Origin of the sequence: Ancylomarina longa (assembly GCF_003996985.1) — a bacterium.
Lineage (GTDB): Bacteria > Bacteroidota > Bacteroidia > Bacteroidales > Marinifilaceae > Ancylomarina_A > Ancylomarina_A longa.
Window position 1 is genome coordinate 77945 of sequence record NZ_RJJX01000003.1, and the last position, 25258, is coordinate 103202.

The 25258-nt window shown below is 35.7% G+C and carries 23 protein-coding genes; 11 read left to right on the forward strand and 12 right to left on the reverse strand.

Features of this window, described 5'->3' with window-relative positions; translation table 11 throughout:
• Positions 1-52: 52 nt before the first annotated feature.
• Positions 53-691 (reverse strand): HAD family hydrolase, encoded by a 639-nt coding sequence (locus tag DLK05_RS03590; protein ID WP_127342616.1) that lies wholly within the window; start codon positions 689-691, stop codon positions 53-55.
• Positions 685-1176: a Cys-tRNA(Pro) deacylase gene (ybaK, locus tag DLK05_RS03595; protein ID WP_127342617.1), complete on the reverse strand. Its 492-nt coding sequence runs from the start codon at positions 1174-1176 to the stop codon at positions 685-687. The genes DLK05_RS03590 and ybaK overlap by 7 nt, the downstream gene beginning before the upstream one ends.
• Before the next feature lie 359 nt (positions 1177-1535).
• Between ybaK and DLK05_RS03600 the strand changes: the two genes are divergently transcribed.
• A complete protein-coding gene (locus DLK05_RS03600) occupies positions 1536-2441 on the forward strand; it encodes an RluA family pseudouridine synthase (protein WP_127342618.1) in 906 nt (301 codons plus the stop codon).
• Positions 2442-2544: 103 nt separating this feature from the next.
• Here the strand turns inward: DLK05_RS03600 and DLK05_RS03605 are convergent, their stop codons facing one another.
• The 4 genes from DLK05_RS03605 to purE all read right to left on the reverse strand — a co-directional run bounded on the left by DLK05_RS03605 (position 2545) and on the right by purE (position 6720).
• Positions 2545-3018 (reverse strand): PaaI family thioesterase, encoded by a 474-nt coding sequence (locus DLK05_RS03605; RefSeq protein WP_209319694.1) that lies wholly within the window; start codon positions 3016-3018, stop codon positions 2545-2547.
• Positions 3019-3077: 59 nt separating this feature from the next.
• Positions 3078-5111, reverse strand: a complete 2034-nt coding sequence (locus tag DLK05_RS03610; protein ID WP_127342620.1) for a ComEA family DNA-binding protein — start codon at positions 5109-5111, stop codon at positions 3078-3080.
• Positions 5112-5120: 9 nt separating this feature from the next.
• Positions 5121-5933, reverse strand: coding sequence for a PorV/PorQ family protein (locus tag DLK05_RS03615; protein WP_127342621.1), 813 nt, complete (start codon positions 5931-5933; stop codon positions 5121-5123).
• Between the two features lie 280 nt (positions 5934-6213).
• The gene (gene purE, locus DLK05_RS03620; RefSeq protein WP_127342622.1) at positions 6214-6720 is read right to left on the reverse strand and encodes a 5-(carboxyamino)imidazole ribonucleotide mutase; all 507 of its coding nucleotides are present in this window, start codon (positions 6718-6720) and stop codon (positions 6214-6216) included.
• 287 nt (positions 6721-7007) lie between these two features.
• On the opposite strand from purE, the gene hpt reads away from it, so the two are divergent.
• The 7 genes from hpt to DLK05_RS03655 all read left to right on the forward strand — a co-directional run bounded on the left by hpt (position 7008) and on the right by DLK05_RS03655 (position 15182).
• Complete coding sequence (hpt, locus tag DLK05_RS03625; protein ID WP_127342623.1) at positions 7008-7547, forward strand: hypoxanthine phosphoribosyltransferase; 540 nt, start codon at positions 7008-7010, stop codon at positions 7545-7547.
• Positions 7548-7552: 5 nt separating this feature from the next.
• The gene (locus DLK05_RS03630; RefSeq protein ID WP_127342624.1) at positions 7553-8158 is read left to right on the forward strand and encodes an adenylate kinase; all 606 of its coding nucleotides are present in this window, start codon (positions 7553-7555) and stop codon (positions 8156-8158) included.
• An 18-nt stretch (positions 8159-8176) separates the two neighbouring features.
• Positions 8177-9166 (forward strand): GTPase ObgE, encoded by a 990-nt coding sequence (gene obgE / locus DLK05_RS03635; protein WP_127342625.1) that lies wholly within the window; start codon positions 8177-8179, stop codon positions 9164-9166.
• Positions 9167-9179: 13 nt separating this feature from the next.
• Positions 9180-9872 (forward strand): phosphatase PAP2 family protein, encoded by a 693-nt coding sequence (locus tag DLK05_RS03640; RefSeq protein ID WP_127342626.1) that lies wholly within the window; start codon positions 9180-9182, stop codon positions 9870-9872.
• A 266-nt stretch (positions 9873-10138) separates the two neighbouring features.
• The gene (locus DLK05_RS03645) at positions 10139-11971 is read left to right on the forward strand and encodes a DNA topoisomerase IV subunit B (protein WP_127342627.1); all 1833 of its coding nucleotides are present in this window, start codon (positions 10139-10141) and stop codon (positions 11969-11971) included.
• Between the two features lie 45 nt (positions 11972-12016).
• The gene (locus DLK05_RS03650) at positions 12017-14617 is read left to right on the forward strand and encodes a DNA gyrase/topoisomerase IV subunit A (protein WP_127342628.1); all 2601 of its coding nucleotides are present in this window, start codon (positions 12017-12019) and stop codon (positions 14615-14617) included.
• A 55-nt stretch (positions 14618-14672) separates the two neighbouring features.
• Positions 14673-15182 carry a shikimate kinase gene (locus DLK05_RS03655; RefSeq protein WP_127342629.1) on the forward strand — a complete coding sequence of 170 codons (510 nt, stop codon included), beginning with the start codon at positions 14673-14675 and terminating at the stop codon, positions 15180-15182.
• Positions 15183-15254: 72 nt separating this feature from the next.
• Here the strand turns inward: DLK05_RS03655 and hxpB are convergent, their stop codons facing one another.
• Complete coding sequence (hxpB, locus tag DLK05_RS03660) at positions 15255-15911, reverse strand: hexitol phosphatase HxpB (RefSeq protein WP_127342630.1); 657 nt, start codon at positions 15909-15911, stop codon at positions 15255-15257.
• 147 nt (positions 15912-16058) lie between these two features.
• On the opposite strand from hxpB, the gene DLK05_RS03665 reads away from it, so the two are divergent.
• Genes DLK05_RS03665 through DLK05_RS03675 form a run of 3 tightly spaced genes read left to right on the forward strand, consistent with a single transcriptional unit; the run spans position 16059 to position 19244 of the window.
• Entirely contained in the window at positions 16059-16988 is a 930-nt protein-coding gene (locus tag DLK05_RS03665) for an ATP-binding cassette domain-containing protein (RefSeq protein WP_127342631.1), read from the forward strand.
• Positions 16989-16994: 6 nt separating this feature from the next.
• Entirely contained in the window at positions 16995-17714 is a 720-nt protein-coding gene (locus tag DLK05_RS03670; protein ID WP_127342632.1) for an ABC transporter permease subunit, read from the forward strand.
• Positions 17715-17729: 15 nt separating this feature from the next.
• A complete protein-coding gene (locus DLK05_RS03675) occupies positions 17730-19244 on the forward strand; it encodes a GldG family protein (RefSeq protein WP_127342633.1) in 1515 nt (504 codons plus the stop codon).
• 583 nt (positions 19245-19827) lie between these two features.
• Here the strand turns inward: DLK05_RS03675 and DLK05_RS03680 are convergent.
• The 5 genes from DLK05_RS03680 to DLK05_RS03700 form a co-directional block, all read right to left on the reverse strand.
• Positions 19828-21531 (reverse strand): lytic transglycosylase domain-containing protein, encoded by a 1704-nt coding sequence (locus tag DLK05_RS03680; RefSeq protein WP_127342634.1) that lies wholly within the window; start codon positions 21529-21531, stop codon positions 19828-19830.
• Positions 21532-21548: 17 nt separating this feature from the next.
• Positions 21549-22172: a DUF5683 domain-containing protein gene (locus tag DLK05_RS03685; protein WP_127342635.1), complete on the reverse strand. Its 624-nt coding sequence runs from the start codon at positions 22170-22172 to the stop codon at positions 21549-21551.
• Between the two features lie 57 nt (positions 22173-22229).
• A complete protein-coding gene (locus tag DLK05_RS03690; RefSeq protein WP_127342636.1) occupies positions 22230-23111 on the reverse strand; it encodes a ParB/RepB/Spo0J family partition protein in 882 nt (293 codons plus the stop codon).
• Positions 23112-23147: 36 nt separating this feature from the next.
• A complete protein-coding gene (locus tag DLK05_RS03695) occupies positions 23148-23951 on the reverse strand; it encodes a ParA family protein (protein ID WP_127342637.1) in 804 nt (267 codons plus the stop codon).
• A 214-nt stretch (positions 23952-24165) separates the two neighbouring features.
• The gene (locus DLK05_RS03700; protein ID WP_127342638.1) at positions 24166-25167 is read right to left on the reverse strand and encodes a bifunctional heptose 7-phosphate kinase/heptose 1-phosphate adenyltransferase; all 1002 of its coding nucleotides are present in this window, start codon (positions 25165-25167) and stop codon (positions 24166-24168) included.
• Positions 25168-25258 lie beyond the last annotated feature (91 nt).

Below are 25258 nucleotides of genomic sequence, written 5' to 3' on the forward strand. Positions count from 1 at the left end.
AAAATGATTGTTTATAGATAATTAGGATTATAAAATATATAAAAATGGTTGTTTAATTCTTTTTTAATTCGTTTAAATGATTGATGATAACAGGACATCCTGTTTTTTTGAGACGTTCGAATGATTGATGGCCCGAGGCAATCAAAATACATCCACAGCCTAATTCTTTAGCCACCTCATAGTCGTGACTGGTATCTCCTAAAAGGCATACTTCTCCTGGACTAAGCTCAAATTTTTGTAGGAGCTTTTTGCCGTTCTCAATCTTCGAGCTGGCATAAATATTATCTATTCCTGAAATCTCATCGAAATAGGTTTGGATTTTTTCCTGTTCTGTAGATTGATCGAGCATGCGCTGTTCCATCGCCGACAGGATGAACTGTCGTTTGCCCTGTGTCGAAAAATGCGATAAAAGATTCATGGCTTCGGGAAAAATAGTGCTCTCTGCCAGTAGGGAAGTGTAATGAGCAATAAATTCCTTTGCTGTTTCTGCCCAACTTTCCCGTTTAAAGTCAAACCCTACATTTTCGTAGTATTTCTTTACCGGAAAGGTGAATACTTCGCGGTATCTTTCGGCACTTAAAATGGGAAGTCCTCTTTTTAGTAACATCTTATTGATACTCTTCACACCAATGGATAAGTCATCGAGCAGTGTGCCGTTGTAATCCCAAATAATTGCTTTGTATTTTAGCATTTTGTTGAGATTTTAGTGCTGGCTATCTCGCCAACTATTGCATTACTGAGTTTTTGTAATTCTTGTGGATTAATTTTTAATTGTTTTCCACGAATTCCGGCACTAATATAGATATACTCCAAATCTATGGCGCTCTGATCTAAAAAGCTGGGATATTGCTTTTTCATCCCTAAGGGGGAGCAACCACCGCGAATATATCCTGTAAGTTCCTGTATGTTTTTCATGGGAATCATAGCACATTTTTTGTTTCCGCTAATTTGTGCAATGGCTTTCAGATTGAGTTCTGATGCTCCGGGAATACAAGCAACAATAACTCCTGTTTTATCGCCGCTTAGGACAAGCGTTTTGTAGATGAAACGAATATGCTGACCAGTTTTTTCGGCTACACGCTCTGCTCCTAACTCAATAGGATCAACCTCGTAGTCAATAATCTCATATTCTATTTTTGCCCGATCTAAAATGCGGGCTGCATTTGTTTTTTTCATCCTTTCGTTTTTTGGCCGTATGCAAAACTATTTTGTTTGCGACTACGGAATTACCAGTTTCCCAGATGATTCTTTGTAATGAGCCGCAAAAGTAGTAAAATTTTTAAAATACAAAATATTTTTGCTTTCTACCCCATGAAAAGCTTGTAGAAATATTAACGATTTAAAAGGTTTGCGCTGCTTGGATTCTTACTATTAGATTAATTTCTTTTCATTAAAAATAGATAAAAAGTAGCCAGCTATTCAGGCTATTATCTTTATTCAGATTGGATTATTTTCTAATTATAGGGAAAAATGAAAAACCTTCTTCTCTTTTAGGATTTTGTTTTAATTTTGGAATAAATTAATACTCCAAAAACGTGAAAATAATCGAAGCTCACCTTGTACCCGAAGGTATCGGGAATATTCGTCTTCAAGAATACGCACCAACTATTTTTACCGGAATCTCCACTCGCCAGGGAATTAAAAAAGCCATTAAAAAAGGAATGATTCATGTTAATGGAGTAGTTGCTTCAACAGGATTATGGGTGAAGCCCGGACAAAAGATTGAGCTTTTTGATTTAGAATTACCCCCAAGTAAAATCTATAAACTGCGTCTTGATGTTGTTTATGAGGATGAGAGTATTGCAATTATTAATAAGCCCGGAGGTATTTGTGTGAGTGGAAATCAGTTTCGTACGGTTCAAAATGCACTTCCTTTTAATTTAAGACCATCGCTTAGTTCAAATGCTTTGCCTGTTTTTCGTCCGGCTCATCGTATCGATAGTCCAACATGTGGCTTACTTCTAATTGCGAAAACCGCTGAAGCGATAGCGCATCTGGGAGATCAATTTGAGAACAGAACAATAAAGAAACGTTACCGGGCGGTGGTTATTGGTAATCTTCAGGACAAAGGAATAATAGATATGGATATTGACGGTAAAGAGGCAGTTACTTCTTTCCAATTGGTAAACAAGGTACGTTCTATTCGAAATCAGTTTTTGAGTATGGTGGATTTATTTCCTAATACAGGCCGTACGCATCAATTAAGAATTCACATGGCAGCTTTGGGTATGCCTATTCTGGGAGATAAGATGTATGGAACCGAAGGGGAAATTCTTAGGGGAAAAGGTTTATTCCTTTGTGCTGTCGGTTTACAATTTATTCATCCCCAAAGTAAAAAGGAAATGGATATCTCCATAGATGTTCCCTATAAATTTGGACGCTTTATGAAGATGGAACAACAGCGTTGGGAAAAATATAATTCCGAATTGATAGATTTATAAACTGATTTAATGCATACAATAAGCCCATCGAATTGAATTTATCGTTGGGCTTTTCTTTGTTTCGGCATTACTAAAAAATTGTAACTGCTGAGCCGTTTCAATCTTATTCGAAAAAAGCTTCGATTCCCGGATAATGAAATTTCTTTTTAGCCATTTCCTGAGGAAAGATCATGTATTGAACTTCGGCTTCGGAGCACAGCTTGCCTTGGGGATTAAGAATTTCGGCGTGTATGTTTGCAAATTTTTTGTCTTTGGAAATCAGCTTTGCTCTTACGGTAAGATTTCCCTGATCTGTAAAGGCAGTACCTCTAAATTTTGCATTTAGAGCAGTAGTTACGCCACTGGTTTCGCATTTAATAAATACAAGCCAACAGGCAATTTCATCCATAATGGTGGTTTGAATTCCTCCATGCAACACATTTTTAAATCCGGATAAATGTTTTTTTGGATTCCAGTCGGAGAGGATATAGTCCCCTTCTTCGTAGAATTCCATTTGTAATCCTTGTTCATTGTCACAGGAACAGCCAAAGCAGGTTCCATTTTCGGTGTTATTAAAAGGATTGATTATTTTTCTCATCATGATTTTCTTTTCAAGTTTCGAATGTAGTAAAGGATATTTAAAATCGAAAATGTCTCCTAAATCTTTATCCTTAACTGTACTTTAAAATCAGATTTAGTATTACCTGCGACCTTAGTACTGCCCGAACCAATTTTATCAAGATTGGCATATTTTGTCTGGGCAAATCTTGTATACAAGGTTAAAGATCTGTCAATTTTCAGATTGAGATTGAAATAGAACCTCGAACCTTTTAAATAGTAAGCCGGAATCGAATAAGCATATAGAATGTCATTTTCGTATGCATATATTCTGGATTGGTAGCTGTCTGTGTCAAATAAGGCATAGCGAACACTTGCTGTCAGCGGGAATTTTAGGGCATGGTAAATTACATCCTGATAGATCAGAAAGCCACTTTCTTTAAGAGATTCTTTTTTATATCGGGATATTTCCAGACGATTTCTGATTTCCCAGTGTTCATCTAATTTTGAAGAAAGGTGAATTCTGTATTGACTTTTATGAATGGGAACAGGTTGTGTGATTATTTCCGAATGATCATTCTCTGGTTTACTTTCTTGTTTGTATCTAAAGTAGATATTTGTATTTGGCTTAGGATTGAAATCGATCTCAGAGAAGTACTCATGACCATTTCCAGGTGCATTTGCAGTATATCTTAACCAGGGAAATTCAAACTGATCGTAGTAAGCTTTCAAATTCCATTTAGGAAAGGGATGAAAATCTATGCCTATGTAGAAACCTTCTTCATTTTGGGTCTTGGATTGTTCGGCAAATGCGTTGGCATAAAGAGCTTGGTAGTCCTTATCGTATTTACGATAGATCATTTCAAAATTTAACTGAGGATGAATTTCAATATTAGCTCCCTGTAGTATTCCAATGCCACCTGATTTGCTTCTGGCGATTTCGCCAAACAAATAGATAGAGCTTATATTTGTTTTATAGGTGAAACTGAAATTGTGATTTTTACTGCCATGAAAAATGTAATAATTATATGCTGCATCGTTCGCAAGAATTTCGGGATCGAAGGCAGATTGAATAAAGGAAAAGCCAAGTTCAATACTGGTGAGATCGAGAAGAAAGTAACTGCCTATTAAATGTTCTTGCAGTATTTTCCGTTTGTTTATTTCATTTCTATTTCGATGATAGCCGGTATTTATAATGCTACTAATAAAGTTTCCTGTGCTATCTGTTTGCAGACTTCCATCTCTCTTCTTTTGGGAAATGAAAAGAGCAAATCTGCTATTTTTAATTGGTTGCAAAAGCAAGGAAACACCACGTAGAAATTGATTCTCATCGGTAGAATGATAGGGTCTAATTCCCTGAGATTGATAGGCATTTTTGGTAGTGAAGGCTGATTTTTTCCCAGCCAATCCAGACCAGATGCTGACTCCTTGTCCAAATTTAACCTGATAGTCGCCCAAATTAATTTGCTGAATGATTCCTTTGGACTTGTACTCCATGGTAGCAGAATAGAAGTCGAAGCCCGATTTGTTGTCCTTTGCAAAAAACGCTTCTCCTTTGTCCTTTTCGGCGGTGAATCCCAGCTTTAGGTTTTGACTTTCTAGCTGGTAACGGGTATAGTATTTCCAGGGATTACCGAGATATCTGGCATTAGAATTAGTAGTGGAGTAGCTATATTCATTTTGGATATTGCGTTCTGTCTTTAGTAATAGGACTTGTCTGGTTCTGGCTTTCCGATTAAAATTTCCTTTTTCAGGAGATTTGAGAGTAATTAATGCTTCTAGTTTTCGTAATAATTCTGCCGAAAAACCAGCTACCAGTTGAAGTTCATATATGCTTAAAATTGGACCATTGTTTTCCCGATATTTTAATAGATTTCCAATTTGAGATGGATTAAGAAGATATAATTTTTCCAGATCTTGAGCGCTTGCAGTATTCAGATTGACTGGATGTGAAATCAAATGCTGAATATCTTCTAACAGTTCGGTGTAGTCTGGATTTTCATCATTTTGTGCAGCAATATTCTCGATAATACTTTCAATTAAATCATTTTGAGATACTGTATTTTGTGCACTCAGTTGAAAAATACCCGACAAGAAAAAAAGCAATAGGCAGAAGAATGGTAAGTAGCGCATAGGTTGATTTTAGAATTGGAAACTAAGATCTGCTGAAGGTGTGTAGCCTAAAACGGGATGGCGTGAAAATGCGATGTTTGTTATTAAATGTTTAAAATGAAAACCAAATCCCATACTGATGGAATTAGGCTGATTAGAAGCTCCGGCACGCAGAAAAATTCTCGGACTGATAGGATATTCTATTCCAGCCTTTATTCGTAGTTCTGAATCTATATCTTTTTCGATTTCTGAAGTCAGAATGCTGCCATTGCTTAATTTCCACGAAAATCCGAATCTTGCAATGGTGGGGATTTTATCATCGTAATCCCAGGTTCTAAATTTTACCTGTCCCGGATTATATAAATGCATGCCAAGATAAAAATCAGGAAAAATTTCTGCTAGTAAACCTATTTCAAAGGTGTATCTGGTTTGAGATCCATATTCTCGCTGGAGATCTTTCCTTAATTGGTCGAACTGAAGTCCTACCCAAAAATGTTTGCCTAAAGCTCGTGAATAGGCAAGACCAATTTTCGATTCTTTATACAAGTCGAAACCAAATTGGGTGTAGTTCATACTGAAAGTCCCGAATTTGCCAGGGATATTAGCACAAAAGGCTTTGGTGCTCAATTCTTTTATCTCAAATTGATTTTTATAATAGGCTCCAAATGATTTCTGAGTTAGCCGGGCGAGACTGGCTTGATTGTTAAATCCGCTCCAAATATCAACGATGGCTACAGAGGCTTTTCCCATGGCATCTGATCTGGCGCCAGCTACTCGGTTTTCATTGGTAGCAAATAACTGTAGTGGGGAAATTAATAGTAGAAGTAAAAATATTCTGTTCATCCTGTATTTATTACCTATCCAGATGATTTCACACTACCTATGCTTAAATAAAAATAGTGAATAAATTTATGTGCGAATCGTCCGGATATTGAATTTATTAGCAGTATTCGCAGTAGTGTTTATCAGGAAATTTACTTTGTAGCTTCTGCGAGACTGATTATTGTTGTTGATTTTGATTTTTTAGTAAATTAAAATAAACTTCCGGATGTTAAGTTAAAATAAAAAATCTACATACCATAATAATGGAGTGTAGATTTTTAGTCGTATTGAATAATGTTTATTAGTTCGTTTTGAAATCGTATTTTAAATTAGATAATTCTTCATTTGCTTTTACAATTTTTGATTTCAGACTTTCCTTAAAGCTTATTAGAGATTGTTGCAAGGCTTTGTCCCCTACAGCTATAATCTGGCTTGCCAATATCCCTGCATTCATGGCAGCATTAATACCTACAGTTGCAACAGGAATGCCTGGAGGCATTTGAGCAATACTCAAAAGTGCATCCATCCCGTCGAGGGTAGCATTAATTGGTACGCCAATAACCGGAATGGGGGTCATGGCGGATATTACACCAGGAAGATGGGCTGCCATACCGGCTCCTGCAATCACTACTTTAATTCCTCTATCGTAAGCGCCTTTCGCGAATACTTCTACTTCTTCTGGCGTACGATGTGCAGATAAGGCATTGATTTCAAAAGGAACCTTAAGATCGTTTAAAATTTTTGCTGCTTTTTCCATTACGGGAAGATCAGAAGTGCTCCCCATGATAATACTAACTTTCGCTTTCATATGGTTTTATTCGTGGATTTAATAAATAAAATGGTAAAAAATTGTATTTTTGCAGCAAATTTAGGAATTGTTTTAATTCCATCATGTGAACCTGCATTAGGCGCTAATTATTAGCGTAAAATTGATAAAAAAATATGTATGTTACACCTTGGAGTTAAAACATTTTTTATTTCCCGAATTTAAAGTATGATGAAACAATCAATTGATAATTTAGGATAATTCATGGATTGTATGCTTTTCCATACAATAATCTTAGGGTATTCCACAAATATAAAATAATAGAATCAATGAAAACTGTAAAACTTCTGGATCGAGAATTTAGAGTGTCAATTCCTGCAGAGAAACTGGACCAGGTAATTGCCCAAATGGCGGAGAAAATGAATAAAGATTTAGAAGGGAAAGAACCTTTGTTTATTTGTATCCTAAACGGATCTTTCATGTTTGCTTCTGATTTAATGAAGCAAATTACTGTTGAGAATGCTCAAATTACTTTTATGAGATTATCCTCTTATGACGGAATGGGTACCACAGGGAAAGTTAAAAAGTTGATGGGATTTACGGAAGATCTAAAAGATCGAACCGTTGTTTTATTGGAAGATATTGTGGATACAGGTATAACTATCTCCAATACATTGGAACAGATTCAGGATTATAATGCAAAAGAAATAATGGTTGCAACCATGCTCTTTAAGCCTAAAGCCTTAATTCGCGATGTGAAAATAAACTATGTGGGAATGGAAATTCCTAATGATTTTATCGTAGGACGTGGATTAGATTATGATGGAGTGGGGAGAAATCTTCCGGATATTTACACTGTAATAGACTAGAGCAGATGTTGAATATTGTATTGTTTGGACCTCCTGGTTCCGGCAAAGGAACGCAGTCTGAATTATTGCAGGAAAAGTTTAATTTGGTTCATCTCTCCACCGGTGATGTTTGTCGGGAGGAAATAAAAAAAGCTTCACCAGAAGGTCTGGAAGCGAAGAGATTGATTGATGGAGGGAATTTTTTCACAGATGAACTGGCCTATCGTATTGTCGAGAAATTTTTGGATTTTCATAAAGATGCGAAAGGTTTTGTGTACGATGGAATTCCTCGTCATGTTGGGCAAATACCTGTTTTTGCAGAGCTCTTGACCAAACGAAATAGCGCAGTTGATTTGGTAATTGAAATAAAAGTTGAAAAGGAAGAACTGATTCAACGATTATTAACAAGAGGGGAATCATTGGGTCGTCCTGATGATAGTTGTCGCGAAGTAATTGAGAAAAGACTTCGAATTTATTCTGAGGTTACCGCACCAATAGCTGATTCTTATAGAAAGCAAGGTGTATATCAGTCACTTGATGGGATGGGGTCTGTGAAGGAGATTTTAGAACGAATATCCCAATTAATTGAAAAGTTATTTGCTGATAAATTGGCAAATATTGAGCTTAAATAGCTGTAAATTTAAAGAATTATGTCAGGATCTAATTTTGTTGATTACGTAAAAATATTTTGCCGTTCTGGTGCCGGAGGAAATGGATCCACCCATCTTCATCGTGATAAATTGACTATGAAAGGTGGTCCTGATGGAGGAGATGGCGGTCGTGGAGGTCACATAATTATTCGTGCGAATTCTCAGTTGTGGACACTGATTCATTTAAAATTTAGTCGCCATATTTTCGCAGGTGATGCTGGTTCTGGTAGTCAAAGTAGAAGTACCGGTTATGATGGAGAAGATGAGGTGATTGAAGTTCCATTGGGAACTGTAGCACGTGATGCGGAAACCGGAGAAGTTATTTTTGATGTTACCGATGATGGGGAAACGAAAATATTGGTTCAAGGTGGTCGTGGCGGTCAGGGTAACTGGCATTTCCGTTCTTCTACCAATCAAACTCCCCGTTATGCTCAAACAGGTGGAGAGCGTGTGGAACGAGCCGTTATATTGGAATTGAAAGTTCTTGCTGATGTAGGATTGGTTGGATTCCCAAGTGTTGGGAAATCTACTTTATTGTCGGTTGTTTCGGCAGCTAAACCAAAGATAGCAGAATATCATTTTACTACCTTGGTTCCTAACCTTGGGATAGTTGCTTATCGCGACGACCGATCATTTATTATGGCCGACATTCCTGGTATTATTGAAGGAGCTCACGAAGGACGTGGTCTGGGATTGCGTTTTTTACGTCATATTGAGCGGAATCCCGTCTTGCTTTTTATGGTGGCAGCGGATAGTGATGACATACATAAGGAATACCAAGTGCTTTTGAATGAGTTGAAACAGTTTAATCCCGAACTTCTCGATAAACAAAGGCTTCTCGCTATTACCAAATCGGATATGCTTGATGAGGAATTAATAACAGAAATCAAACAAGATTTACCGGAAATACCTTATGTTTTTATATCTTCCATTGCTCAAAAAGGACTTGCCGAATTAAAGGATATGATTTGGAAAGCTATTAATGAGTAATATTTGATATACTATGGAAACCCTCATACAAATCGACAAGGAATTATTATTGTGGCTTAACAGTTATCATACACACTTCTGGGATGTTGTGATGATGATTTTTACCAGGAAGGAATTCTGGATTCCTTTATATATAGTACTTCTCTATCAAATTTATAAATTCAAGGGGAAAGAAGCATTATGGTGGATCATAGGTCTGTTTCTAATGATTTTTTTATGTGACCAAATTTCCACTCAGCTTTTTAAAAATATTTTCCAACGATTACGTCCCAGCCACGATCCAACTATAAGCAATATGGTACATTTGGTTAGCGGATATAAGGGTGGGAAATATGGTTTTGTGTCGTCCCATGCTGCCAATACATTTGGCTTTGCAATGCTAACTTCTTTATTGTTTAAAAATCGCTTATATACAATATTTGCGTTTTGTTGGTCACTTTTAATTATCTATTCCCGAGTATATTTAGGAGTACATTTTCCTGGTGATGTTCTGGGAGGAATGATTCTCGGTTTAGTTATCGGATATGCCGTTTTTCGTTTAACCAAATGGTGGGTATCCAAGCGAAGCGTTGACTCAAGAAAATCCAGCAATATTCGTGCGAAACTAAATTATTCGTCAGTATATTTACTGATTGCTGTAAGTGCTGCGGAGATTCTTACCATTTGTCTTGTAGTTAAAAAATTGATAAAATATGGCATGTTTTAGACTTGCTTAGGTTATTGAATTATCCTCTTCTCTCTCCTTATTTAACAGATTAATGTTAAGCGAAAGTTGAATAAAGTAATCGATTTCATAAATCAGTAATTTGGAATCATTACGAATCACAATAATGGTATTTCTTGATTTATAATAGAATAAGCGTTCAAGAATATTTTTATAAAGCCCAATTTTAGGGCAATTTAACAAGCTGTTGATAAACTCCTTTATAAGAAATCGTTCTTTTAGCTATATTTGTAAAAACCTGATTTTACATGACAGCAAAATATTCTGAAGATAGCATTCGAACACTTGATTGGAAAGAACATATCCGTAAACGTCCCGGTATGTATATCGGGAAGTTGGGAGACGGATCTTCTCATGATGATGGGATTTACATTTTATTAAAAGAAGTAATTGATAATTCTATTGATGAGTTCGCCATGGGCGTAGGGAAATCTATAGAAGTTAGTATCACGGATAGAAAAGTTTGCGTTCGGGATTACGGGCGTGGAATTCCTTTAGGCAAAGTGATTGATGTTACTTCGAAAATGAATACCGGAGCCAAGTACGATTCGAAAGTTTTTAAGAAATCAGTTGGATTAAATGGAGTCGGAATTAAAGCGGTAAATGCTTTATCAGACCCATTCATTATTGAATCCTTCCGGGATGGGGAGGTGAAAAGAGCCGAATTCTCAAAAGGAGTTCTGATACAAGATGATGAAATCCAAACTACTGATGAAAAAAATGGAGTTCAAATCACTTTTCATCCGGACGAAGAAATGTTCCTTAATTTTAGATATATCTCTGAATATATTGAGACTCTTCTTAAGAATTACGTTTATTTAAATGCCGGTTTATCCATATTTTTTAATGGAGAGAGATTTTTATCCAAAAATGGATTGCTGGATTTGTTGAACGAAAATATGAATTCGGAAGGATTGTATGATATTGTTCATATGAAAGGGGAGGATATTGAAATTGCACTTACTCATGGCCGTCAGTATGGAGAAGAGTATTATTCCTTTGTTAATGGACAACACACAACTCAAGGAGGAACTCATTTAGCAGCTTTTCGGGAAGCTTTAGTTAAAGCTATTCGTGATTTTTATAAGAAAGATTTTGACACTTCAGATATTAGAACTTCAATTATTGCAGCGATAAGCATTAAGGTTGAAGAACCGGTTTTTGAATCTCAAACAAAAACAAAGCTTGGCTCCAAAGATATAGGTCCTAATGGTCCTTCTGTACGGAATTTCATTATGGATTTTGTAACCTCTAAATTGGATAATTTTTTGCATAAAAATCCAGTTGTTGCAGACATCCTGCACAAGAAGATATTAGAATCAGAGAAGGAACGCAAAGCAATTTCCAGTATAAAAAAGATTGCTAAGGAGAGAGCCAAAAAAGCGAATCTGCACAATAAAAAACTACGGGATTGCCGCATCCATTTTAATTCTAAAGACGAACAAAAGTCAGATACTTCCATTTTTATTACGGAGGGGGATTCAGCAAGTGGATCCATCACAAAATCGCGGATGGTAAATACTCAGGCAGTATTTAGTCTGAAAGGTAAACCATTAAATACTTATGGTTTAACCAAAAAAATAGTTTACGAAAATGAGGAATTCAATTTGCTGCAGGCAGCTTTGAATATTGAGGATGGAATTGAAGGACTTCGTTACAATAATGTAATAATTGCAACGGATGCGGATGTTGATGGTATGCATATTCGTTTATTACTGATCACTTTCTTTTTGCAATTTTTTCCTGATTTAGTACGGGGAGGACATTTGTATATTCTGCAAACTCCTTTATTTAGAGTGAGAAATAAGCGTAAAACCATTTATTGTTACTCTGAAGAGGAGAGAGAAAAAGCACTAAAGCAGCTAGGAGCCAATCCCGAAATAACCAGATTTAAGGGTTTAGGGGAGATTTCACCGGATGAATTTAAACATTTCATTGGAAAAGATATCCGCTTGGATCCGGTAGTGATGAAGAAGGATGATTCTGTGTCTGGTATGTTAGAGTTTTATATGGGCAAGAACACCCCAAACAGGCAGGAGTTCATCATTGATAATCTCGTCGTGGAAAAAGATGAAGTGTAAGCCAAACTGATCTCTAAATTTTAATAAATAAACCCAAATTTCTTTATGAGTAGTGAAGAGACAAATGATATGGAAAATCCGGAGGAAGAGGAAAAAGAGTTAAATGGTGCACAGCCTGAAGCTATGCGAAACGTGACTTACCTCTCAGGCATGTACCAAAATTGGTTTCTGGATTATGCCTCTTATGTAATTTTGGAGCGTGCAGTTCCCTATGTGAATGATGGATTAAAACCCGTTCAACGCAGAATTCTGCATGCTATGAAACGCTTGGACGATGGTAGATATAATAAAGTAGCCAATATAATTGGTAATACGATGCAATATCATCCGCATGGAGATGCTTCCATAGGGGATGCTCTTGTTCAGCTAGGTCAAAAGGATTTGTTGATTGATATGCAGGGAAACTGGGGGAATATCCTTACCGGTGATTCTGCTGCAGCACCCAGATATATTGAAGCTCGTTTGTCTAAATTTGCCCTGGAAGTTGTCTTCAATGCAAAAACTACCAATTGGAAACTTTCCTACGATGGTAGAAATAAGGAGCCAATTACGCTTCCTGTAAAATTTCCGCTGCTATTGGCACAAGGAGTAGAAGGAATCGCAGTTGGTTTGGCCTCTAAGATATTGCCTCACAATTTTAATGAATTAATTAAAGCTTGTATCGCCTATTTGAGAGAGGAAGAATTCGTGTTGTATCCGGATTTTCCAACTGCAGGGATGATTGAGGTGAGCCGTTATAATGATGGTTTGCGTGGTGGAGCGGTAAAAGTGAGAGCCAAAATTGAGAAAGAGGATAACAAAACGCTTAAAATTACACAAATTCCTTATGGTAGAAACACTACATCTCTAATTGATTCCATTATCAAGGCAAATGATAAAGGGAAGATAAAAATTAAAAAAATTGATGATAATACCGCTGCGGATGTTGAGATAATGATTCATCTGGCAAGTGGTATTTCTTCGGATAAAACGATAGACGCTCTTTATGCCTTTACGGATTGCGAAATATCTATTTCTCCAAATGCATGTATTATCGAAAATGACAAACCTAAATTCATAGGTGTATCAGAGATCTTAAAACGATCTGCCGACAATACAGTAGCTTTGCTTAAACTTGAATTGGAAATTCGAAAAAAGGAATTGGAAGAGGCTTGGCATTACGCATCTTTGGAACGTATTTTTATAGAAAATAAAATATATCGTGACATTGAGGAATGTGAAACTTGGGAGTCTGTTCTCGAAACAATCGATAAGGGTTTAAAACCATTTACACAGAATTTAATGCGTGCAGTAACCCCTGATGATATTGTTCGCCTAACAGAGATAAAAATTAAAAGGATATCTAAATTCGATATGGACAAAGCTATGGATCTTATTAAAGCCATAGAATCAGAGATTGAGGAGATTAATGTTCATATTGCCAACATTATACCTTACACTATTAGATATTTTCAGGCCATTAAGAAGAAATTTGGTAAGGGACGAGAGCGAAAAACTGAAATTCGAAGTTTCGAGAATATTGTTGCGACGAAAGTAGTAGTTGCTAATCAAAAACTCTATGTAAATTATGAAGAAGGATTTTTAGGAACTGCATTAAAGAAAGATAAATATGTCTGTGACTGTTCAGATATTGATGATGTAATTATTTTCAGAAAAGACGGGACTTATTTTGTAACAAAAGTGGCTGATAAATTATTCATAGGTAAGAATATTTTACACATCGCAATTTTCCGTAAAAATGATAAAAGAACAATTTTTAATGTTGCTTACCGGGATGGTCGCGGAGGAAATTCTTATGTGAAGAGATTTCCTGTCACTAGTATAACCAGAGATAAAGAATATAATCTAACAAAAGAAACTACAGGTTCCAGAGTGATTTATTTTAGCGCGAATCCAAATGGAGAAGCAGAGGTAATTAGGATAGTTCTGAAGCCAAAGCCAAGACTGAAAAAATTAAATTTCGAATTTGATTTTGCCGAATTAGCAGTGAAAGGTCGTGCATCAATGGGGAATATTCTAACCAGAAATGATGTGCATAAAATTACCCTTAAGCACGAAGGAGTTTCTACTTTGGGAGGTCGTAAAATTTGGTTTGATCCGGATGTTTTGCGTTTAAATACAGATCATAGGGGAGATTTTATTGGAGAATTTTCGGGAGAAGATAAAATCTTGATCATTAGCAAACCAGCATCATTTCATTTTACAAGCTTTGATTTAAGTAATCATTACGCCGATAATATTAGCATTATCGAAAAATATGATCCGGAAAAGATTTGGTCCGCAGTATTTTACGATGCAGATCAGGAGTATTATTATTTGAAACGATTTACCATGGAAGGAAACGGGAAAACTGTTGATTTCATTGGGGAAAATCCAAATAATAAATTAATCTGCTTAACAGATGAATCCTATCCTCGATTTGAAATTACCTATGGTGGTAAAAATGAGGACAGACCTAAGGATATTGTTGAAGGTATTGATTTTATCGGTGTTAAATCTCATAAGGCTAGAGGAAAGCGTTTGAGCATATATGAAATTAAAAAGATTGTAGAACTCGATCCTTTACCAAGAGAGGAGAACTCGGAAGAATTGGTTTTGGAGAAACCGGATGTTGATAAACAGAACGACATTAATTCTGAAAAATAAAATTGATATTAGCCTTAGTTACCTAAGTAGCTGAGGCTTGAAATATATTTCTGCAATGAGAATTTTTTTAATTGGGTATATGGGATGTGGTAAATCAAGATGGGGAAGGTTAATTGCCGACCATTACGGATTTCGATTCATTGATCTGGACTCTTTAATTGAAGAAAGGGAAAAGGCTAGCATTCCTGAATTGTTCGAAAATATCGGGGAGTCAGGATTTCGGGAAAAAGAGCAAGCAGCCTTACATTCTATTGCAGACTACCAAAATATTATTGTTGCTACTGGTGGAGGAGCGCCTTGTTTTAATAATAATATGGAGGAAATGAATGGTATGGGTTTAACCTTATACATTGAAGGATCTCCTGAATTATTAAGAGATAGAGTCACAAGTTCGAAGACGGAACGTCCTTTGGTTAAGAATTTATCCCAAGAAGAATTACTGCAATATATCCAGAGACATTTGATGATTCGATTGCCATTCTATGAACAGGCGAATTATAAAATTGTATCAGGGAATTTAGAATTGCAGGATTTTTTTAAAATACTTGATAAGGTGATTCTCTAGGTTAGTTACTATAAATATCTTAAGTTGGGATACTACTAAGTTAACAGCTTGTGATTTAGTTAAAGAAAAATTCTATTCTAAATTATTAATATCACTGATTTTAAAATCGTTTAAACTATTCAGAATTTTATCGGCTATAATAAATTTGTCGCCATTGGAGGCAGTAGGCTCTGGAATTGCAATACATTTCATATTTGCAGCCAAAGCAGCGATCACTCCATTTAAGGAATCCTCAAAAACAATGCACTCAGAAGGATTAACATCTAACATTTGTGCTGTGCTTATAAATATCTGGGGATGAGGTTTTCCATAGGTTTCAAATTCGGCGGAGTGTACAACTTCAAAATAATCCCGAAGCATTAATTTCTCCAATACAGCATTAATTATCTTCATTTTCGAAGAGGATGCTAAAGCTACTTTAAAGGAAGTTTCTTTTAATGCATTTAGCGTTTCTACTACTCCCGGAAGTGCTTCTCCCTTTTCTATAACAAGCTGAATTACATTCTCAACTATTGCACCAACCACTTCTGTTTTTGAGGGAGAGTTCCATTTGTGTTTTGTCCACATTATATCAACTACTTCATCTATTTTCTTACCCATAAATGGCTCAAACATTTCTTCACTCGTAGATATTCCAATAGAGTTGAAAATTTTGCATTCGCTCTCCTGCCAAAAATTTTCCGAATTAATCAGCAAGCCATCCATATCAAAAATCAGGGCTTTTATCATATCTTCAAGTATTAAAAATTCTAAAATAGTTTATTCCTTAATGCTTTTCATTAAGGCATTGTTAATTTTTGTTAAATCCTCTGGCAATAGCCTTTGAACAGAGAATTTTTTTAAATTTGTTAGGATGCAAATTTACATTCGAATTTTATGGATATTGTTGTTGAACATTTAACAAAAAGATATGGTCCGCAAAAGGCTGTTGATAATGTTTCTTTTCGCGTAAAAGCGGGTGAAGTACTTGGCTTTTTAGGTCCTAATGGAGCTGGAAAAACAACGACAATGAAAGCGATATCTTGCTATATAAAACCAGAGGAAGGGGATATTCTTGTTGGGGGATATTCTATTCATGAGCATCCTGAAATGATCAAGAAAAATATTGGCTATCTTCCCGAAAACAATCCTCTTTATCAGGAAATGAATATTATTGATTTCCTGGAGTTTATTGCAAAGATCCATAGCGTACCTAAATACCTGATTCCCGAGCGCATTTTGGATATGGTTCGTACCTGTGGTCTCGAAGGAGAAAAACACAAGTTAATTGGAGAGCTATCCAAAGGTTATCAGCAAAGAGTTGGATTGGCTCAAGCCCTTATTCATGATCCCGAAATACTTATTCTGGATGAACCAACAACAGGTCTGGATCCAAATCAAATTGTCGAAATAAGGGAATTGATTAAGCGGATTGGAAAGGAGAAAACAGTAATTTTAAGTTCTCATATTCTGGCTGAAGTAGAAGCAACCTGTGATCGTATCTTGATTATTAATAATGGAAGAATAGTGGTAGATGGAACAGCAGAAGAGCTTAGAAAGCAAGCAGCGGGAAATGAGATTCTAAAGGTGGGAATACAAGGAGGTGAGGTAAAGGATATTTTTGATCTCCTATTTCAGATTGAAACTATTGAAAGTGTTGATTTTATTGACGTAGATAAAAATTTGTTTGAGATACAATCCAAGCCGGACAGTTCTTCAGTAAAATCAATATTTGATACATGTGTAAAAAACGATTTATATATATCAGAACTTACTCCAACAGAAACTAAATTGGAGGATATTTTTAGAGAACTAACTCTTCACTAGTATTATATGAAGCAAATTCTACACATCGCTTTGCGCGAATTGAATACTTTTTTTGACTCCCTTACTGCCTACGTTTTAATCCTGATATTTTTGGGCTTTAGTGGATTCTTTACATGGATTTATGGTGCAGACATATTTTTCGTTGGACAGGCAAATTTAAATACTTTTTTTACTGTTGCTTACTGGAGTTTGTTTGTATTTATCCCGGTTCTAACTATGAAATCCATTGCCGGAGAACTAAAAGCAGGAACTTTGGAGTTATTGCTAACAAAGCCTGTAAGCGATTGGCATTTAATATTGGGGAAATTCCTATCCACTTTTTTTCTGATAGTTATTGCTCTGGCCCCAACAGTACTTTACTATTTTACACTTTGGGCGATTGGTCCGGTAGATCATTCAGCCATCCTACTTGGCTATATAGGTTTGTTGTTAATGAGTATGGTATATATTAGTATTGGTATTTTGACAAGCTGTATTGCTTCTAATCCAATTATTGCCTCTTTAAGTGCTCTGTCGATAGGTATATTCTTCCATATTATTTTCGATGTGCTAGCATCTAATTTCGTAGGTTTTTTTGGTGGTTTTTTCAGTTATCTGAGTTTATCCACACACTTTGAATCGATTACCAGAGGTGTTGTGGACACTAAGGATTTAATATATTTTTTCTCGATTTCTTTTTTCTGTCTATTCTGTTCAAAAACGATACTTTCCAACAGAAATCTTTAGCTTATTATTGTTATTATGAAGAATAAGACTAGCATATTTTATAGTGTATTTTTTGTGGGAGGATTAATCATTCTTCTGAATGCTATTTCCTCGGTTTACTTTATAAGAGCTGATTTCACCGAAGATAAGCGATATACTTTAGACCGATCAACCAAGCGAATTCTTCGGGAGGTGGATAAGCCGATAATAATCACGTTATACGTCTCAAGCGATTTGCCTCCTGATGTTAATAGAAGTGTACTTGATTTGAAAAATCTATTAACCGAATACAATCAGTATAGTAATAAGAAAATTGACTTTGAATACATCAATCCTAACAAAAATAAGGAGTTGGAACAACAAGCATTAGATGCAGGAATTAATCCGGTACCATTGGAAGTGAGGGAGAAGGATCAATTGAAAGTACAGCGTGTTTTTCTTGGCATGATGATTCAAGTTGGTGACCGGTCTGAAGTAATCCCATTGATAAAGCCCGGAATATCTATGGAATATACGCTTTCAACATTAATTAAAAGACTAACAATTCGGGTTAAACCTGAAATTGGATATATAACTGGTCATGGCGAGCCTGGTTTGGCATCTTTAGATCAGGCGATGAAGGAGTTATCCGTTTTATACGATATAAAGCCTATTCATCTATTATCAGAGCCGGATTTAAATAAATATAAAACGCTTCTGTTGATAGGACCAATGGGTACTATTTCTTCTACTCAATTAGGACGATTAGACGATTATTTAGCTCACGGAGGGAGTATTTTTATTGCCATCGAAAGGGTGAATGGTTTGTTGAATGATGGTATTGGAGTAGAGGTAAATACCGGTTTGGAAAAATGGCTAGAGAAAAAAGGATTATATGTGGAGAATTCATTTATTGTAGATAAAAAGTGTGGTACTGTCACCGTTCATCAACAAGGTTTCTTTTCCTATCCTCAGCAAATTAATTTCCCCTTTTTACCTGTAATATCTCGCTTTGCGAATCATAGTATTACGGAAGGCCTGGAAACGATGATCCTTCAATTTGCCAGCCCGATCACCTATGTTGGAGATTCTACTTTGCGATATCAGCCTCTGGGCTTTACTTCTAAAATCTCCGGGAAATTAAGAGCTCCAATTAGTTTTAATATTGGAAGAGTATGGAGAGCACAGGATTTTTTATATCCGGATTTAACCATTGCTGCCACTTTAGAAGGTCCTATGGGGGGTGATAAAGAAGCTAAAATATGTTTAGTTGGAGATGGTAATTTTATGGTGAATGGTACCGGAAGCTCACGAATTCCAATACAAAAAGATAATATCAATTTTATTGCCAATGCTGTAGATTGGTTATCGGACGATTCTGGCTTAATGAGCCTAAGAACAAAGGGAGTCTCCTCCCGACCGCTGAATGAAATGACAGACAGTAAAGTTTTCTTGATAAAATATATCAACTTTCTTTTGCCTTTAATTTTAATGATAGTTTATGGTTTGATTCGATTTGAAAGACGGAGACGCCGCCGGAATAAAAGGATGAAACCTGGATTTATTAAATAGATACACTGGTGTCCGGTTAAATTGTGTTCTACTAAATTTTCTGTCGTACCTACGGTACTTATTGCTTTTGCAATAAATTGATATCTACTATACTTCCATCCCTCTGGGATTGTTTTTAGCTCCCTTAGGAGCGATAGTATGGTAGAAACAAATTCGTAACAATAAAGAGAGCCCCGTAGGTGGCGATACAATTTTAAAATCTAATATTATTATCTTTATCTACCTCTGTCTGAATTTTAATCGGACAGCATTGAAATAGATATTATTCTGTGGGTATATTCTTCAGAATATTATCTGTATCTAAATTTAATTGCACTCACTGATAAAACGAATTTAGTAGCATTGGTAAATTGAATTTGCCAGTACCAGTAAATCAAAATTGGTAGTACTAGTAATTCCTATTTGATAGTACTAGCAAATCAAATTTGCTGGTAAGGGTAGGAGGATTTGTAGCTGATTCCTAAAAGATAAAGCGATTGTGTTCTTGATATAAGCACAAAGTATCCGCAGTCCTGCGCATCAGAAATAAGCACAAAAAAAACGAAGAGTAATCTTCGTTTTTTTTGTGTTATATAAAATGCTGTTAGCTTCTGGGCTTTATTTTTAGTTTCTGACCTATTCTCAAACTTTTGGCATTCTTAATATTATTGAGTCTCATTATATCGTAGTTGGATATACCCGGAAACTTCCTTGCGATAGTCCAAAAATTATCGCCCCTGCGAACGGTATAATATACATAGGAAGCATTGTATTTTGTGGATACTTTAGGCTTGGAACTTGCAGTATTGCTCCTTTTCGAAACTGTTTTTCCTAAGGTTGCTTGCTTCTGAGCATAGCTCATTCTGTTGAAACTCTTATAGTAGGAGGCTTTTGATTTAGGAACATATATTACCAGATTTTGTCCAACTTTAATAAGATTTCGGTGAATATTATTCCAATACCTGAAGTTAGAAGTTCTTACATGAAACCACGAGGCAATTAATCCAACTGCATCACCGGGTTTCACTTTGTAGAATACTTTTGCTTTATTTTTTGGTGCGACATGAGCGTATTTCTGGTATCTGTCTCGAGGATTTACCACCTTATCCTTTTGGCTAAAATAATAGTCCTTTTTATAGGCAAATATGGAATCTTGTAAATCAATAAATTTGGAAGTGTATTCCATTGGAATTTTCAGCGCATATCCTTTATTGTTCGCAGGAATGATATCCGCACGATATTGTGGGTTTAATTCTCTTAACTGCGATTTAGGAATATGAATTACTTTAGAAATTTGATCAAAGTGCAGGGTTTCATCAATTAGTAAAGTATCGCAGGCAATTGGAAAATTGGATGCCTGAGGATAAAGTTGATGTTCCTTGTTATAGTTAAAAGTATAAACTGCTGCGATAAAGGCAGGCACATAACCTCTGGTTTCTTTTGGTAGTCGATAGTAGATATCCCAATAGTTTTTCTTTCCGCCGCTTCGTCTAATAGCTTTATTTACATTACCTGGACCGCAATTATATGCAGCAATCACCAATTGCCAATTGCCGTAAACCCGATACATGTCTTTTAGATATTTAACAGCGGCATAGGTTGATTTTACAGGATCTCTACGTTCATCTACGTAAGAATTAATATTTAACTTATACATTCTGCCCGTTCCGTACATAAACTGCCACAATCCACTTGCTCCTGCTCTTGATAATGCTTTAGGATTTAAGGCTGATTCTATAATTGGCAAATATTTTAATTCCTGTGGGAGACCTTCCTTATCTAAAATAGCTTCAAAAATGGGGAAATAATATTCCGACATTCCCATCATCAATTCTACTTGTTTTCTTCTTTTATTGGTGTACAACTCAATATAATTACGAACAATTTTATTGTAGGATAAATCAATAAGAGAAGGAATATTTCCCAGTCTTTTTATATAAACAGAATCAGCAATTTTTGAATGAATATAAGGATTTCCACGGTCATGAATATGCAATGTTTTGGTAGTGTTTTTCACATACCATAAGTGAAGTAAGCTATCTAAATTGCTATTAAAAGTTGTGTTTATTGTGTCTTGCAAGTCATATCGAACATCAACCGGATGTATCTTTAGAAACTCTAAGCTATCTTTTTCGATAATCGGATCAGGATCAGCAGAAAGGGTTTCTGTGGAATCTATATCCGAAAGCACAACAGCTTGAACTGGCTTTTCTGATTTTACACTTTGATTGCTGGCGGTTTGCTTGATTGTATTACAAGCCAAAACTCCTAATAAAATAACAGGTAAAAAATAGATCTTTCTTCTCATGTTCTCTCTCTCTCTTCTTAAAACGTTATCCGGCATTGAAAACCTACTGAATTTCCTGAAAATGCGGAATAGCTAACAGCGGGTTCCACATTAATTGTTAAATCACTATTTACATTAAAATTTGTAAAATGAGCATCCACTGCTGCATCAATGATATTTAATACGTAAACTCCTGCTAAAATGATATAGCTAAGATCCCGATCGTGCTTAAATGAATCCTTTTTATTTTGTAGTTGAGTTTTAAACCAGTTGTCAAAATTCAATGTACTTTCCACAAAATCAGCATTGTACAGATCTTCATAGCTATTAGATGTAGGTTTCTCAATAGGAGTTTCTAAATTTTCAGCTTGGTATTTGTAATTGTAATATTGAGAAAAGTCTCCAAAAGCTTCTTTATACTTTTTAAAATTCTTAGTGTTCCAATTGATAGCGTATAAAGTAGCTCCAATTCCGGCATAAAGAATAGGAACTTTCCAGTATTTCTTATTGTAGATTTGTCCTAATCCAGGAAAAATAAGAGAGTACATGGTTGCTTTATGAGGGGAATGCACTTTTACGGGTGATTCCACTTGTATTGTATCTGCTGTAAAGTGTTGAGCAAATAGTGTTTTTGTGTTAAAACAAAATAATATAACAGACATCAACCCAATGATGAAAAGTGGGCGTAGCTTATTCAAATCGAGATGTTTTTTAATTGTTTATGAATTCATTTGATCCATCACGGCAAGTATCCGTTCTAAATCATCATCCGATTTAAAAGGAATAATAATTTTCCCTTTACCGTTTTTGGTGCGTTTCAGATCAACTTTAGTATCAAAATGTTTCGACAGATGATCTTTTAAGGAGTCATATTCTTTGGGTAAGGTAGTTTTGGGAGCAACTTTAGTTTCCTCTTCTTCCTTACTGTTTATAGATCGAACCAGGTCTTCTACTTTACGAACAGAATAATCGTTTTGAACGGTTAATTCGAATATTTTCAATTGTGATTTTGGATCATCCACATTAACCAATGCGCGGGCATGACCCATTAAAACTCTTTTTTCGCGAATACCTTTCTGAATTTCGGCAGGCAATTTTAAAAGACGTAGATAATTGGAAATGGTAGAGCGTTTTTTTCCAACACGATCCGATAAGCTTTCCTGAGTTAGTTTACATTCATCAATTAATCGTTGATAACTAATGGCAACTTCAATAGAGTCGAGATCTTCGCGTTGGATATTTTCCACTAAAGCCAACTCCAGCATTTTATCATCTTCGGCTAGTCGTACATAGGCTGGTATTTTTGTTAATCCGGCAATCTTAGCTGCACGAAATCTACGTTCTCCGGCAATAAGCTGGTAGGAGTTATTGTGGATTTTACGAACAGTAATAGGCTGAACAATACCTAATTCCTTTATGGATTGGGCGAGTTCGTTCAACGCAGCTTCATCAAATTTGGTTCTTGGTTGATAAGGATTGGCTTCAATTTTAGTGATGTCAATTTCATTACTCATATCTCGTTCTGCCATGTTTGCCTGAACTTCTTCTACATCATCAATTAGTGCTCCTAATCCCCTTCCTAGTACGCTCTTTTTTGCCATCTTACACTTTCAAATTTATGCTGCCATACAGCTATGTTATTCTCTAATGATTTTTTCCTGATTACTTATTTTGGTCATGTCGTTTTTTTGCAATAATTCACGTGCCATGTTTAAGTAATTAACGGCTCCTACCGAGTCTGCATCATAAAGAATTGCAGGCTTTCCATAACTAGGAGCTTCGCCAAGTTTTGTATTTCGTTGTATTATTGTTTCAAAAACCATTTCCTGAAAATGCTTGCGAACTTCGCTCACCACTTGGTTGGATAATCTTAAACGACTATCATACATCGTTAATAAAAATCCTTCAATTTCCAGATCAGGATTTAAACGGCTTTGAATGATTTTAATTGTATTTAAAAGTTTACCCAGACCTTCCAATGCAAAATATTCGCATTGAACCGGAATGATAATAGAATTTGCTGCCGTTAATGCATTTACAGTAATAAGTCCCAATGATGGGGAGCAATCGATTAAAATAAAATCATAATCAGGACTTAGTTTTTCAAGTACTTTGGTTAAGATTTTTTCCCGGTTGGCAAGATTCAACATTTCAATTTCAGCACCTACCAAATCAATGTGGGATGGGATGATGTCAAAACCTTCAATTTCACTATTTAAGATAGCTTCGTTGGGATCTATTCCATCAACAATACATTCATAAATACTCTTATCGATGGAACGAACATCAAAACCAATTCCGGAGGTGGAATTCGCTTGTGGATCGGCATCAATTAACAAAACCTTATATTCTAATACAGCCAGACTCGATGCAAGATTAATTGCGGTAGTAGTCTTTCCAACTCCTCCTTTTTGGTTTGCCAATGCAATTATTTTAGCCATAAACAATTCGTATTACAAGGATTTAAATTAAATTTTTGATGTCGTCTCAAAGATACAATTTTAAAGGACATTTAAAATTTTGAGTAAGCCTAAAATTGTATCGCAGGCTGTGAAATTATCAACATATTTTAGTGTGAATATTTAAAATTCCCGAAACATGAAGTGCTTAAAGATCAATATTTTTCATAATCGATTTGCGAGTGTTAGAAAAAAATTAAGCTTTCACAAACAGGTTAATACTTTCCTGTAACAACTGATTTTTATCGATTGGTACAACCACCGGAATCTCACAAACTATTCCGCCAGCCAGGTTCGACATGGCAGCAATATCCTTTGATTTCATTCCTGCTGCCAAACACAAGGTAGCCACACTAATTACGGTATCTCCGGCACCGGAAACATCAGCTATTTCGCGTACTACTGCGGGTATGTGTTCGTAGCTTTTATTATTACTGATAAAAACACCCAATTCGGATAAAGTGATTAATAATTTCTCAATTCCCATCTTATTCTGAAAATGCTTGGCTTCCCGGTACAATGCTTCTATATCTCCCTTTTCCAGATCAAGTTTCGATCCTTCCACAAATTCCTTAAAGTTAGGTTTGAACAGACTAACGTTTTTATAGTCGGCATAATGCTTTTTCTTCGGATCGACCAAAACAGGAATCTTTAATTTATTTGCCGAATTGGTTATTTCCTCAATTAATCTGCGGGTGATCACTCCCTTGTCGTAATCCTCAAAAATAATCGCGTGTATTTGCTCCTTTTCCAGCAAATTTTTTATCTGAAGGATAAATTCAGTTTCAATGGCTTTCTCCAATTCGTGCGTATTCTCCTCATCTACTCTGATGAGATGTTGATTATCGCTAATAAATCTTGTTTTTACAGTCGTTCTGCGATGATCACTACAGGTAATACCAATTGGTTCTTTTTGTATCTCCGACAATAGGTCGAGAAATATCTTTCCTTTTTCATCATTCCCAATTACCGAGCATAGAATTGGGTTTGCACCCATCGATTTGATGTTTAATGCCACATTGGCTGCACCACCTAATCTGTTTTCCCGATTTACACAGGATAAAATTGGTACTGGTGCTTCCGGAGATATTCTTTCTACCTTTCCCCAAACATAAGCATCCACCATTACGTCGCCTATAATCAGTACATTAAAATTTGAAAAACTTTCGAATATTTGTTCTAATTCAATTTGGTTCACTATCCATTGATTTTTGAATGATTAAACAAAGATAAACAAATTCGTTTGTTACCGAATGATTCGCATATTCCTTATGTATTTTTAACATTTT